This is a genomic window from Singulisphaera photorubra (assembly GCF_045290345.1).
Classification (GTDB): Bacteria; Planctomycetota; Planctomycetia; order Isosphaerales; family Isosphaeraceae; genus Singulisphaera.
Genome location: NZ_CP155447.1, coordinates 8,883,198 through 8,897,056, shown reverse-complemented (window position 1 = coordinate 8,897,056; position 13,859 = coordinate 8,883,198). Strand labels below are relative to the sequence as shown.

The following is a 13,859-nucleotide window of genomic DNA, read 5'->3' as shown; positions in this document are numbered from 1 at the left end:
TCACGATCGCCCTTCCCATTGAATCATTCTCCGTTGCTCCCGGGAGCCGCCCCATGTCTGCTACGCGACGCCAGTTCCTTCGCAACACAATCAGCTCCGGCGTGGGCCTTGGGGCCGCCCGGGTGCTCTCGGCCGCCACGACCGACACGCTCCCCCCGGTGCGGGCCCTGACGAGCGGGCCGCGATTCCACTGGTTCGCCTATTACGACAAGCTCCAGTTCGATCCCGCTGGCCGGTACGCGCTCGGGATGGAGTCCTCGTTCGAGCATCGCCTCCCCACCCCGGCCGATCGCATTCAGATCGGCATGGTGGATACGGCCGAGCGAGATAAGTGGATCAATCTCGGCGAGAGTCACGCTTGGTGTTGGCAACAAGGGTGCATGCTTCAATGGCTGCCCGGCTCGGATCGCGAAGTCGTCTGGAACGACCGCGAGGGGGATCGATTTGTCTGCCGCGTCTTGAACACCCGGACCGGCGAGTTGCGTTCCCTTCCCGCTCCAATCTATGCGTTGAGCCCCGACGGGCGCACCGCCATCGGTTGCAGTTTCAGCCGGATCTGGGACGTGCGGCCCGGATATGGCTATCCCGGCTTGGTCGATCCCGACCGAGACGACCCCACGCCCAGCGATTCGGGCGTGTACTCCGTCGACATGCGCACCGGGGAGCAGCGACTGCTGGTCTCGGTCGCGCAAGTACTCAAAATTGGCAAGCCTTTCGCTGACTGGGGTCAGGCCAAACACTACTTCATCCACTTGCTCTTCAGCCCCGATGGCAGCAGGTTCATTTTCTTGCATCGCTGGCGAACGCCGCAGAAACACGCGGGCACCCGCATGTTCACCGCGAACGCCGACGGCAGCGACATCCGCCTGATCGACGCCAACGGCATGACTTCGCACTTCATTTGGCGCGATGAGCGGCACATCCTGGCCTGGTCGGACCAGCCCTCGCGCGGCAAGAGGTTTTACCTGTTCGACGATCGAGGTGAACGGACCCCCGAACCGGTTGGCCCCGAAGCCATGACGGTGGACGGTCATTGCACCTATCTGCCTGGCAACGCCTGGATCTTGAACGACAGCTACCCGGACAAGCTGCGCAACCAGAGCCCGTACTTGTACGAGGTAAAAACCGGCCGCCGAGTCGCTCTGGGGCACTTTCATTCGCCACCGGAATACGCGGGAGAATGGCGCGTCGACACACACCCGCGGTTCAGCCCCGACGGAAAGAAAGTGGTGATCGACTCGGCCCACGGCGGCCTCGGGCGGCAAATGTACTTGATCGACATCGCCCGAATCGTCGGCTGAGATCCGCTCACAGAAACGGGAAGCGGGCCACAACCATCCAGAAATCAACACAAAACCATAAATTAACAACAAAGAACACCACTAACCCGAAACCTCCCGCAGTCGAGAGTTAGGTCACTGATTGAGTGAACCCCAGAAGTTTCAAGCGGAGCGTTCGGAGGAGATACAGCGATGAGCATCGACCTGGGGACAACGTATCTGGGACTTGAGCTGAGGAACCCACTGGTGGCCTCGGCCTCTCCCCTGACAGGCCATGTCGAGATCCTCCGGCAGATGGAAGAGGCGGGCGTGGCGGCGGTGGTGATGCCCTCACTCTTCGAGGAGCAACTCGAACGTGAGGAACGCGCCGTCCGCCGCTTGATCGAAACCGGGAAGGAACAGTTCGAGGAGGTACTTTCTGAGCTCTGCGACCTCGACTCCTACAACAACGGGCCGCCGAACTACCTGGGACAGGTCCGGCAGGCCAAGAAAGAGCTTTCCATCCCGGTGATCGCGAGTCTCAACGGCGTGGGCCCGGGGAATTGGACCCGTCATGCCCGGCTCCTCGAGGAGGCAGGGGCCGATGCCGTGGAACTCAACGTCTACTTCGTGCCGACCGATCCCAATGTCACCGGCGCCCAGGTCGAGGATCGCTACGTGGAAACCGTGGCCGCCGTTCAGGAGGTCCTGACGATCCCACTTGCCGTGAAACTGGGGCCCTACTTCAGCTCGCTGCCGAACATGGCACGCCGCCTCGTCGTCGATGTGGGTGTCGAGGGCCTGGTCCTGTTCAATCGCTACCTTCACCCGGACATCGCTCTGGAGACGCTCCAGATCAGTCCACGCCTGACCCTCAGCACGGGCGGGGAATTGCCGTTGCCGCTGCGCTGGATTGGCATCCTCCGTCCCCAGCTCTCGACCTCGCTGGCAGCCTCCACCGGGGTCCACACGTCCGATGACATCTTCAAGCTCCTCCTCGTAGGTGCCGACGTCACCATGATCACGTCGGCCCTGCTTCGGCACGGCCCCGCCTACATCCGTACCCTGCTCGACGGACTCCGGGCCCGGTTCGAAGAGTCTGGGTACGACTCGATCAGGCAAATGAAAGGGATCCTCAGCCAGCAGAACTGCCCCGATCCCTCAGCGTTCGAGCGGGCTAACTACGTCAAGTCGATCGCGAGCTCCACACCCTTTCGAGATGAAGTGAGCGACTGAGGCGCCTCGGATCATTCTGATCTGTCCCCAAACGATCGAGCTTGTCGCCCGCAGGAGGTACGATTCCATGTTTCCCCGGACTCTCGCCGTCCTCTTCGGCCTCGTCGTCCTTGCGGCTCTGGCAGGGGGCGAGCGAATGGCCCGGGCTCAAGGGACCGGAATTGCGCCACGAGCCAGTAAGCTGGCTCGGATTCGACCGAGTGAGGATAAGACACACTTCGTCCGCGAAGGGACGAACGAGCGGATTGTGATCTGGGGATTCAACTACGATCACGACGATGCCGGCCGGCTACTGGAAGACTACTGGCGAGAGGAATGGGCCACGGTCGCCGAAGACTTCCGCGAAATGAAGGACCTCGGTGCAAACGTCGTGCGCGTTCATTTGCAACTTGCCCGATTCATGAAGGACGCCGAGCACCCGGACGAGGAGAACCTTGATCGCCTGGTCAAGCTCGTGCGACTCGCCGAGGAGACCGGACTCTACCTCGACGTGACCGGGCTCGGCTGCTACCACAAGGAGACCGTGCCCGGGTGGTATAATGACCTGGAGGAGTCTGCCCGATGGGACGTCCAGGCCCGCTTCTGGAAGGCCGTCGCGGGGGTCTGCAAGGACAGCCCAGCGATCTTCTGCTACAACCTCATGAATGAGCCGATCCTCACCGGCGGCGATGGGAAAAAGGACTGGCTGCCCGGCGAACCCCTGGGCGGCAAGCATTTCGTGCAGCGGATCACGACCGACCTGCGCGGCCGCACCGACAAGGAAGTCGCCCGGGCCTGGGTCGAGAGGCTGGCCACCGCCATCCGCTCGGTCGATGATCGCCAAATGATCACGGTTGGAGTGATCCCATGGGCCCAGGTCTTCAAGGGCGCCAAGCCTCTGTTCTACGCGCCGGAGGTCTGCGGACCGCTCGACTTCGTCAGCGTGCACTTCTACCCGAAGGCGGGCAAACTCGACGACGACCTCGCCGCCCTGCGGGTCTATGAGGTCGGCAAGCCGCTCGTGATCGAGGAGATTTTCCCGCTCCCGGCCGGCCCCGAAGAAACCGGGGCCTTCATCGAGAAAACGCGGTCGCACGTCGACGGCTGGATCAGCTTCTACTGGGGCAAGACGATCCAGGAGTACGAGAAGGCGGGTGACCTCAAGGGTGCCCTGGTCAGCGGCTGGCTGCGACGCTTCCGGTCGCTGTCCCCGTCCCCTCCTCCCAGCGATCGCAAGCCATAAACAACGTCCCGAGGAAACTCCGTCGAGCGTCGCCCCTCGCGGTCCCCAGCGACGGGCCGGCCTGGCCCGCTTGCTTACAACAGCCTGACCGGCAACGCTTCCATGCCGCGGGTCCCCGGTTGCCGCGACCACTTCACCTGGGACGGAGGGATGGCGAGTTCCAACTTCGGAAAGCGGGTCAGAAGCTGCTCCAACGCGATCTCGGCCTCGGCCCTGGCCAGCCTCAATCCCAGGCAGACGTGAATTCCGGCCCCAAACGCCATGTGCGGATTGGGACTGCGGTGAATGTCGAAGCGGTCGGGATCCTCGAATTTCTGGGGATCGACATTGGCCGCGGCCAGCAGGGCAACGATCTTGTCGCCACGTTTGAGCCGCTGCCCGTACCATTCCAGGTCGTGAGCCGGCATCATTGGCTTGGTCATCTGAACCGGTGAGAGGTACCGCAGCAGTTCGTCGACGGTGGAATACACCAGCGACCAGTCGGTCAGTAAAGACTGCTTCTGCGCGGGATGTGTGAGGAGCGTGTAAATACCCGCACCGATCAAATGCACCGTGGTCATGTGACCGGCCAGCAGGAGCAGAATGACCATCGCGACCATCTCGTCTTCGGTAAGGCGGTCATCCTCCTGCTTGGCGGCGATGAGTTCCGAAATCAACCCCTGGCGCGGGTTCGCCCTACAGAGGCGGATTTGCTCTCGAATGTATGCGTTGATGCTCTTGATGGCGCCGAGAATTCGGAACAAGACGAACAGCGAGGGACTTCCGGAAAAGGCCCCCGCGAGCTTCACGAACATCGGACGGTCTTCCGACGGCAGGCCCAGGAGTTCGCAGATCACGGCCAGCGGGAAGGGCCGCGCCAGGCCGGCCACGAGGTCGATCGGGTGGCCGTCGCGTCGGAATTTCGCCTCCAGTTCATCCAGCAACTGACGCATGATCGCGTCGAACCGGGGCCGCAATTGCTCGACACCGCGCCGCAGGAACGCCTGTTCGACCAGGCCGCGCAGCCGCCGATGATCCGGCTCGTCGCGGTTAATCATCACCTCGGCCATCGGCTGCATCGATCGTGGAAACCACCAGGGCAGATTGGCCCGTTGCGGCATGCCCGCCGATCGCGGTTCGCGCACAAACCGCTCGCGATCACGCAGCAGTTCGCTCGCAGCCTCGTAGCTGGTGGCCATCCAGAGCTTGCCGATCCATGGAAATCGAACGCGAACCACCGGTCCCTGCGCAACCATTCTGGCCAGCGTCGGATACGGATTCCGCTTGTAGGCCTGGGTATTCAGGTCGAACGTTCGAGATTGCATGACTGCGGTTCCGGGTATGGCGGTCGTCAGACGTGCTCACGCGCGTGCCGCGGAGTCGCTCGAGCTGTGCGGGGCCTAACGCGGGTCGCCGTCCCTCGCCAAGTAGACGATCCCCGCCCTCTTATTCATTCGTTCCAGGAGCCACCCGAACGAATGCCTCACTGAGATCTCCCAACGGGCTTGGGTCGAGTGCCGATGCCAATCCACAGCGTGGATCGAATCTGCAGCGACTGGATGACGTCAATCCTACCGGTGGCGGTCAATACGTCGCTCGCAATCTCGCCACGACCGGCCATGGAGTCCTCCCCCATGTTCAGACGGGCCAGGCATTCATTTCCGGGCTGCTTGGGCCTCATCATGGTCCTGGTCCTTCTCACGCCGATCGAAGCGGTCGAGGACTCGAGTCAAGCCGACCGTCGAGTGACCGAGGCCCTGGCACTCTGGGAGGGCGGTGACACTCGAGCCCGACATGAGGCGCTCCACCGGCTGAAACGGCTGGGACCTCGAGCCGCTCCGGCGGTCCCCGTCTTGATTTCGGGCCTGGCCGCCCGTGAACCGAGGATCCGGAAAGAAAGCGCTCAGGTCTTGAGTCGGATCGGCCCAGCGGCCAGCCGAGCCGTACACGCCCTGGTTGCCGCACTGAACGATCCCGATGGCGATGTCCGTACCGAGGCCGCACGGGCCCTGATGACGACGAAGCCGGATTCGCGGGTCGTCCTCCCAGCGCTCGTCGCCAGCCTTCACGCCGGCCCCGACCGGGGTTTCCCGATGGCAAGGTATGTTTTCGGGAGCCTCGGCGAGGTGGCCGTCCCCGTGCTGATCGATCTCCTGAAACAGGACAATGCGAAGGTCCGACGAGCGGCCGTGGCGGGCCTGTCGGAGATCGGCCCCGGCGCGAAGGCGGCCGTCCCGTTCCTGGTCGAGGAACTGCGAGTGCCCGACCGGAACTCGCGCGAAGCGGTTGTTCATGCCCTCGCCGGAATTGGTCCCGAGGCGGTCGAACCTCTGGCCCGCGCGCTGCGAGACCGCGACCCCAGGGTTCGCGGGGGCGCGTCGCTGGCGCTCGAAATGCTCGGCGAGAAGGCGAATGCGAGCATTCCCGCACTGATCGCGGCGCTCTCCGACCCTGAGCCGCCCGACGACCTCAAGCCCCCGCGCAGCAAGCCGGGCTTCGCTGACTGGTCGCGTGAGGGCGAGCCCAGGCCATCCGGATATTACGCCGCGCTGCGGGCGACTGGTCCTGCGGCCGTTCCCGCGCTGCTCGCGCGCCTCGATGACCCCGACCGACAAAACCAGGTCCGTGCATTGCGTGCTCTTGGATTTGCGGGCCATACAGCGAAGACCGCTGTCCCTCGCCTGATCGCCCTGTTGAGCGACCCCGAGCTGCGACTCGACGCAGTCTCGGCTCTCGGCGGAATCGGCCAGGAGGCCCGAGCGGCGATCCCGACCCTGGTCACAGGTCTGAAGGATCCCGACGCCGACTTCCGCGCCCGCACGGCCGAATCGTTGGGCCGGATCGGTTGGGAGCGCCAGGCGGGTCAGTACAGTTCGCGGACCGTGGCGCGGGGTGCGGTCGCGCCGCTGGCCGCCGCGTTGAAGGACCCCGCCCCGAAGGTCCGGGCCGCCGCGGCCCGTGCCCTGGCCGATATCGGCGACGAGGCCGCGATCGCCCTCCCTGAACTCGTCGCGCAGCTTCGCGACCCCGTGGCCGACGTTCGACTGGCGGTACTGCGGGCGTTCCCACGGTTGCGCCAATCCCACAGACCGGCGGTCGAGACGGTCCTCGGGCTCTTGAATGACGTCGACAGCCGGGTGCGGACGGCTACGGCCGCGTTGATCGACGACGACGACCTGGGCAACGACGTGGTCATCGCCAGGTTGATCGCGGCGTTGCGGGATCCGGATGCCGGCACCCGTGCGGAAGCGGCCTACAAGCTGGCCCGAACGAACGGCCGTGAGGGGATTGCCCTCGAGAAGAACAGGGTCTTCTACGGATACGGAACCAGTGAGGCGCTCGCCCGCTCGCCGACTGCGGGTGGGGCCTTGCGGACGGCGCTTGCTGACCCCGACCCGCGCGTCCGAACTGCCGTCGCCTATGCCTTGCCCGTTCTCAAACGCGAGGCGATTCACTCGATCCCCTTGTTGTCCGCCCGGCTCAAAGATCCCGATCGATACGTCCGAATCGCCGCGGCCGTCGCGCTGGGGAAATTCGGGCCTGACGCCTCCTCGGCCGTCCCGGCACTTCTCGACGCACTTAACGATGACGACGGCACCCACGTGAATGACTTCTCCGTCTCGTCGAAGGCGGCCAAGGCACTTCGGGCGATCGGGCCGGACTCCAGCGCGAGACTGATCGACCGCCTGTTCGACCTGCTCGGCAAGCCGGACGAACGCGTGCGCGCCCGTGCCGGCGCAGCGCTCCAGGAAATCGGATCAGAGTTGAACCCGCGTCTCGTCCGCACCCTGACCGACCCGAAGACGCCCCGATTGATCAAGGTCGAGGTGTTGCGAGTTCTCGCGGAAGAGCACGGGCTCGGCCCCATGGATTTCAAAGAGCCGAATCCCCTCGGCCCGGAGTTGCGCGAGGCGATCCTCACCCTGCGTGCGCTGCTCCACGATGACGAAGACGAGGTCCGAAGCGCCGCGCGCAGGCTTTTGGCCCTCGACGATGTCACGGGCGAGACTGCGGCCCGATTCCTCCTCGACACCGCCCGCGAGGAAGACCCTGATGAATGGGAATTCTTCGACCAGGCCGCCGAGGCCCTGGAGTCACCGGTGGTGGGGGTGCTGGTTGAGGGGCTGAAGGATCCTGACGACGAAGTGCGGACCGTGGCTGCACACGCCCTTGCGTCACTCGCCGAAAAACTCCCCGATGGCGACGACGAACCCGCGGGGGAGAACGCCACCCCGGAGGAGGTCGAGGTACACCAGCAAGACTTGCGACGTCGTTCCCAGGCCGTCGATGCGCTGGTCGCGGCCCTGAAAGACTCTGATACCCAGGTCCGCTGGGCCGCCGCATGGGCCCTATACGTCCTCGGCTCCGACAGGGCCATTCCTGCACTGATCGAGATGGCCAAGGACAAGACGACACGCGTCCGTACGGGTGCTCGTATTCGGATCACCCCGGTGCTCGGTGGCGGCAACGGCAACCGTTGCGAGTCGTCGGCGAACGGGGAATTCGTGCGTGTTGGCGCGATCCAGGCCCTCGGCGGCTTCGGCGCCTTGGCGGCTCCAGCTGTCCCCGCTCTGACCGATGCGCTGAGGGACGACGATCCGCTGACCCGGTGGTTCGCGGCCGCCGTCCTCGCCGAGATCGGGCCAATGGCAAAGGGAGCCGTCCCCGAGCTGATTGCGCTCCTGCGATCGAAGGACGAACTCCCACCCGCCCCGTCACCGGTCGGGTTCAGGATGATGAGAGGTAAGCATGACCGGCTGGCGGTGATGGCCGCGGAGGCACTCGGCAAGATCGGGCCCGACGCCCGCGCGGCGGTCGTTTCCCTCACCGAGGCCCTGGTCGACCCCGACGAGGTCCTGCGATGCGTGGCCGCCGAGGCGTTAGGAGGGATTGGCGCCGACGCCGAAGCGGCCGTCCCCTCGCTCATTCGAGCGTTGCACGATCCTCAGTGCTTGGTCGGAGACAAGGCGGCGATGGCCCTCGGACAGGTCGGAGTGGCGGCCGTCCCGGCCTTGATCGAGGTCCTTCATGGTCACGACCCGGACGCCCGCCGTCGTGCGATGACGGCGCTAGGCGGCATCGGTCCCAAAGCGGCCCCCGCACTCACCGACCTGGTCCGAGCCGTGGCCGACCCCGACGAGGAGATCCGCACGGTCGCCGCCGAGGCCCTCGGCGAGATCGGTATTGGCCCCGAAGCCGTGGCCGCCATCCCTGGTCTCATCGCCGCGGGGAAGGACCCCGACCGGATTGTCCGGAAAAACGCCACCGAGGCCCTGGGCAAGATCCGGCCGAGGGACGACCGGGTCATCCCTGCCTTGATCACCACGTTGCGTGATCGCGACAGCGACGTGAGAGCCGCCTCCGGTGATGCTCTGACCTTGATCGGTGAGCCCGCCTTTCCTGGGCTCTGGGACTTGCTCCGCGACGACGACGACGAGGACGCGCGGGACCGGGCCGCGTGGACGCTGTCGCGGATCGCCAATCCTGTCTACAAGCACGACGACCATGAGACCGACGAACAGGCCGCGATCCGGGTCAAGGTCCCCCGCGAGGCACTGCTTGCCGGGTTGAAGGACCCGGACGAGCGCGTCCGCGCGGGGGCGTCGCGTGCGCTGGGATACATGGGTAAAGAGATCGTGCCCGCGTTGGTCGTGGCCCTGGGCGACTCGTCGCGCCTGATCCGACTCCATGCGACCCGGGCGTTTGGGTTCATCGGCAGCGAGGCCCGCTCAGCGTTAGGCCCGCTCCGTGAGCGACTCGGCGACACGGATTCCGAGGTCCGTCGCGCTGCCGAAGCGGCGATCAACGCCATCCTTAAGTCCGACCCATGATCGGGTCACCGACCAATCGCGAGGGCGTTGCCACAGAGGTAGCGAAAGCGCCGACCTCTGCTGGTCGTTCAGCAAGGTGGCCATCATGCACTTCGCTGACGGTGAGTCGAAGCTGAAGGCCCTCTGGAGCTCGCGCCATGGAGCGCGAACGTCGAGGTCGTCGTCGTTCCGGGAATCGTCATTGCCTCCGCAGGGAACGACTTCTACTTGATGACATCATCCTCCGAACATACCACGCCTTCCTAGGTCTCCGACAAACCTTCTACCTGGAAGCACAGGGGCGAGAACAAGCACTGGTGGAACGCCAGTGGAAGCACGTCCCGAGCTCTCGAGGACCGGTCTGGGTCGGCAGGGTGGGAACGGTGATGGTGTTGTTACTCAGGCCCCGGGTCATGACTCATCACGAAATCGCCTTGCAATATGTCATCCACGACGATGCCCTTGTGTTATTGTGACTTCGGCTCGACCGGACGAAGTGGCCCGGAGAGTCGGCGTTCACGCATCCGAAAATGCCGGCTTATCGGATCGGGGCGGCACCGATCCCGAGCGAATCTCCGGGTCCTCCGAGCTGGGAGTCGCCTCATGAAACGTTTCTCCGTCGCGTTCAGTCTCACCTTGCTCTGCGTCGTTCCGCGAGCCGGCTTACAAGCACAGGAGGGGCTGGCCCCACGAGAAAGTGAGGAGATGGTGCGGCTTCCGGTCACGCGGGATACATGGTTCTCCAATGTCGGCGTAGAGGCCGAGGGGAACAACGGGGGCTCCCGCCGGCTGAAGTTGAAGTCGCACCAGGAGATGACCCTGATCGACATCGATCCCGCGCCGTTGAAGGGCCGCGTCATCCGCTCGGCCACGCTCCATCTCCGCCTGGCCGCCGAGCCGGTCCTGCTCCGGGTCACGGTCGGGAGCTTCGGGGCCGAATGGGCCGAGGGCACCGCGAGCGGCTACGTCCCCCAGGTCGGCAGCTCGACGCACAACCACCGTCGACACCCGGATACGCCCTGGACGATTCCGGGCAGCGATCTCTGCGCTGTGATCCTGGGACAAGGCGGGACCACCTGGCGGATGGCCGACGCATCACCCCCCGACGCAGAGCGATGGCAGCAGGTCGCCGTGGATCCGTTGGTGCTGGCGGCCCGCGGCGCCGGGATCAGCCACGGGCTCTTCCTCTTCGACGATACGGGATCGGAGTGGACCCGTCGGGGCGAACAATTCACTCCGGTTTCCATGCCGAATCGGTTCCTCCACAGCCGCGAGTCAGGTCCCGCGAGCGCCCCCTACCTGGCCGTCGCGCTGGGTCCGAAGGACAACGCTCCGCCCGACCAAGTGGACGGATTCGTGTCCGACCCGAAGGACCTGCCGGCCGGAGAGGCGTGGGTCTCATGGACCACGCCTCGCGACCAAGGGCCGTCTGGGACGGTGGGGTTTTTCGTCCGCGCCGGCCGGCAGGACGTGCCGAGATACCTAATCCCGCTGGCCGGAAAAGCCGGCGATCGCGTGACGATGCATCTCCGCGACATCGACGTGCCGGCGGGATCGGACCTCGACCTGGCAATCCGCCCTGTTGATGGCGCTGGTAACCTCGGGCCGGAGGCGACCACGACCGTTCGCGTTTCAGACCGGGTCGCTCGCCCATTACCGTTGGCCGTTCCGGAGCCGTTCCGGGGCCGCGGACCGCTACCGAAGCTCGGTGAGTCCGAGATTGCGATCGTTGACGAATTCGACAAGATTCAGCCCGTGACCGGCGCGATGATTCCGCCGCAACCCGACGAGTACCTCGCGGCCAACCACCTCTGGGACGCCGCGACGAAACGGGTCCGCTTGCATGCGGCGAGGAATGAGTTCGTCGGCTTTCAGGTCCTCGTGCGCGGTGGGGCAGGGGGTGTCCGACCCACGCTCGAGTTCGCAGGGGCGGGGGCCTCGGGGGTCCAGGTCACAACCGGTTCCTATCACCCCGTCACGTCGAAGAAGGGACCGCTCCCCGATCCGATCGTCCCGCTGGACGGCGCCGGGGCCGACGACTCGCCTCTCCCCGGCCGGACGAGCACCAGCTTCCATTGCGAGCTGTACGTTCCCCACGGGGCAGGGGCCGGCGAGCACGCGGGGAAGCTCACCCTGAAGGTCGGCGACCAGACCCTCGTAATCGACGTCTCGCTGCAGGTCTGGGACTTCACGCTGCCGGACTCCCTGAGTTTCCTCCCCGAGATGAACTGCTACGGCCTACCGGAGGACGAGCGGGAGTTCTACCGCCTGGCCCACCGACACCGGACAGTCCTGAACTGCGTCCCTTACTCGCAGCGTGGCATCATGGCCGAGGGCCGTGCTCCGGCCTGGGACGGCAAGACACTCGACTGGTCGGCCTGGGACCGTCGGTTCGGGCCATATTTCGACGGCTCGGCCTTCGCGGACCTGCCACGCAAGGGGGTTCCCCTTGAATCGTTCTATCTGCCGATGCACGAGAACTGGCCCGACCCGGTCGAGGGGAACTACAACGGCGACTACTGGGCCGACCGTGCCTTCAGCGCAGCATACCGTCGCGACCTCGTCGAGGTCACGCGACAGGTCGCCGAGCATGTTGACGCGAAAGGATGGAACGACACGCTCTTCCAGTTCTTCCTCAACGGCAAGAACGACTTCAAAAAGCAGGGGTGGTCCCGTGGTTCGTCCCCCTGGCTACTCGACGAGCCCGCCAGCTTCCAGGATTTCTGGGCCCTGCGCTACTTCGGCATCGCCTTCCACGAGGGCGTGCGCCAGGCCCCGAGCAAGGCAAAGCTGGTTTTCCGTTGCGATGTCTCCCGTCCTCAGTGGCAGCGTGACTCGCTCGATGGCTTACTCGATTACAATGTGGTGAGCAGCGCGATGCGGCGATACCATCGGATCGTCTTCGACCGCAAGGCCGCCCAGGGCCAGCTCGTCGTCGAATACGGAAGCACCAATGCGATCGAAGAGGCCAACGTGCAGCCGGTGGGCTGGTGCCTCGACGCCTGGTCGCTCGGCAGTGACGGCGTCGTCCCCTGGCAGACGGTCGGTAAGGGCGATTCATGGACGGGGGCCGATACGCTCGCACTGTTCTACCCTGCCCGCAGCGGGAAGAATTCCGCCCCGGTCCCTTCGATTCGCCTGAAGGCGTATCGTCGCGGTCAGCAGGACGTCGAATACCTGGAGCTCCTCGCTCGCCAGACAGGTGAGCCACGCTGGGCGATCGGCGGTGCCGTTCGCAAGGCTCTCCGGCTCGACGGCGAGCGGCGTGGAACAGGGTTCGTCGGGGGCGAGGACGCGGGAGTGATCCACTTCGCTCGATTGACGCCGCAGGCCCTCTGGTCCCTACGGATGCAGGTAGGCCAGGCCCTCTCCGACGCAAAACCCGAGCCGCAACGCCGGCTCGTTGACCTGCGAACGTCGCCGCGCGATCTCTTGCATCTGCCCCCCGGATCCGTCGACCAATGAGTACCCGGTTCAGGCTCGATGATCCGCGTGATTTTGCCGTTCGAGGGGTTCCCGTCTCGTCGCAAGCCCGCCCTATCGCCCCACCCGCCTCAGGCGGATGAGCGCCACGCCGGCCGCTACGAGTTCAGCGTGCAAACGTGAGACGGCAGAACTCGATCAGGTCGCGGAAGGAAGACTCTCTGACCGGGTCGAGGACGCGGACGAACTCGGCGGAGTTGATCCCTATCTCCCGCGCCTCGCGACCCTACTTCTTGACGAGGTCGAGAACTCCGGTGCCCGCGCGAAGTAAGACGGCTTCAGCTCCATGCCCGTCAGGCCGACTGCAGGGAGTTGGTGAACCGCTGATTTTTATCGCTTTCCCACTCGTAAGTACGGGTGGCCCGGTGCTTCAGGCACCGGACAAAGCAAGCATTGAGGATCTCGAGAGCCTCAACGTTGGGACCAGATTTGAGCGGGCCGACGATCCATGGTGGGCAGGCCACCAAATCGTGCCGCAGACGCCATGCCTCATCCTTATCGGGAGGGAGGCGAACCTGCTTCTCTTGCCGTGCTGGAAATGTCAGCAGATTCGCTCCGAGCCTCAGAACAGCTCCAAGCTCTGCATCCTCGGCCGATCCTCCGGAGTTTTTGCGGCCAGGTTCGAGTGTCCTGGCCACCGGAGTGGATTCTTAGGATCGCCGCAAGCCGTTTTCCAGTCTCAGTCGGGGCGAGAGGATTTGAACCACCGACCTCACGGTCCCGAAGCGACGAGACAACTTTGGACGAACCACCTGAAAGCCTCTGACTATTCATAGCTTACGGTGTTTGGCCTGGTAAGACAAGAGTAGCGAATCAAGGTGAATCATCGCACGTTTTCGCAATACGTCACAATTCAGTCCAGTACATTTC

At 64.8% G+C, this 13,859-nt stretch carries 7 protein-coding genes; 6 read left to right on the top strand and 1 reads right to left on the bottom strand.

Annotated elements, in window-relative coordinates; translation table 11 throughout:
• Window positions 1-53 precede the first annotated feature (53 nt).
• The 3 genes from V5E97_RS33295 to V5E97_RS33285 all read left to right on the top strand — a co-directional run bounded on the left by V5E97_RS33295 (window position 54) and on the right by V5E97_RS33285 (window position 3,717).
• Complete coding sequence (locus V5E97_RS33295) at window positions 54-1,301, top strand: TolB-like translocation protein (RefSeq protein ID WP_406695844.1); 1,248 nt, start codon at window positions 54-56, stop codon at window positions 1,299-1,301.
• Window positions 1,302-1,472: 171 nt separating this feature from the next.
• Window positions 1,473-2,495: a dihydroorotate dehydrogenase-like protein gene (locus V5E97_RS33290; protein ID WP_406695843.1), complete on the top strand. Its 1,023-nt coding sequence runs from the start codon at window positions 1,473-1,475 to the stop codon at window positions 2,493-2,495.
• Window positions 2,496-2,562: 67 nt separating this feature from the next.
• Window positions 2,563-3,717 (top strand): cellulase family glycosylhydrolase, encoded by a 1,155-nt coding sequence (locus V5E97_RS33285; RefSeq protein WP_406695842.1) that lies wholly within the window; start codon window positions 2,563-2,565, stop codon window positions 3,715-3,717.
• 74 nt (window positions 3,718-3,791) lie between these two features.
• Here V5E97_RS33285 and V5E97_RS33280 read toward each other — a convergent pair whose 3' ends face one another.
• Window positions 3,792-5,021 (bottom strand): cytochrome P450 family protein, encoded by a 1,230-nt coding sequence (locus V5E97_RS33280; RefSeq protein ID WP_406695841.1) that lies wholly within the window; start codon window positions 5,019-5,021, stop codon window positions 3,792-3,794.
• A gap of 309 nt (window positions 5,022-5,330) precedes the next feature.
• Between V5E97_RS33280 and V5E97_RS33275 the strand changes: the two genes are divergently transcribed.
• The 3 genes from V5E97_RS33275 to V5E97_RS33265 all read left to right on the top strand — a co-directional run bounded on the left by V5E97_RS33275 (window position 5,331) and on the right by V5E97_RS33265 (window position 12,971).
• On the top strand, window positions 5,331-9,527 hold the full coding sequence (locus V5E97_RS33275) for a HEAT repeat domain-containing protein (protein ID WP_406695840.1): 4,197 nt from the start codon (window positions 5,331-5,333) through the stop codon (window positions 9,525-9,527).
• A gap of 137 nt (window positions 9,528-9,664) precedes the next feature.
• Window positions 9,665-9,982 (top strand): hypothetical protein, encoded by a 318-nt coding sequence (locus V5E97_RS33270; RefSeq protein WP_406695839.1) that lies wholly within the window; start codon window positions 9,665-9,667, stop codon window positions 9,980-9,982.
• A 127-nt stretch (window positions 9,983-10,109) separates the two neighbouring features.
• Window positions 10,110-12,971: a hypothetical protein gene (locus V5E97_RS33265; protein WP_406695838.1), complete on the top strand. Its 2,862-nt coding sequence runs from the start codon at window positions 10,110-10,112 to the stop codon at window positions 12,969-12,971.
• Window positions 12,972-13,859 lie beyond the last annotated feature (888 nt).

Excerpts from the sequence above, each read along its gene's own strand:
- V5E97_RS33295 (WP_406695844.1), top strand. The coding sequence starts at position 54 with ATGTCTGCTACGCGACGCCAGTTCCTTCGCAACACAATCAGCTCCGGC.
- V5E97_RS33270 (WP_406695839.1), top strand. The coding sequence starts at position 9,665 with ATGGAGCGCGAACGTCGAGGTCGTCGTCGTTCCGGGAATCGTCATTGC.
- V5E97_RS33280 (WP_406695841.1), bottom strand. The coding sequence starts at position 5,021 with ATGCAATCTCGAACGTTCGACCTGAATACCCAGGCCTACAAGCGGAAT.
- V5E97_RS33285 (WP_406695842.1), top strand. The coding sequence starts at position 2,563 with ATGTTTCCCCGGACTCTCGCCGTCCTCTTCGGCCTCGTCGTCCTTGCG.
- V5E97_RS33265 (WP_406695838.1), top strand. The coding sequence starts at position 10,110 with ATGAAACGTTTCTCCGTCGCGTTCAGTCTCACCTTGCTCTGCGTCGTT.
- V5E97_RS33290 (WP_406695843.1), top strand. The coding sequence starts at position 1,473 with ATGAGCATCGACCTGGGGACAACGTATCTGGGACTTGAGCTGAGGAAC.
- V5E97_RS33275 (WP_406695840.1), top strand. The coding sequence starts at position 5,331 with ATGTTCAGACGGGCCAGGCATTCATTTCCGGGCTGCTTGGGCCTCATC.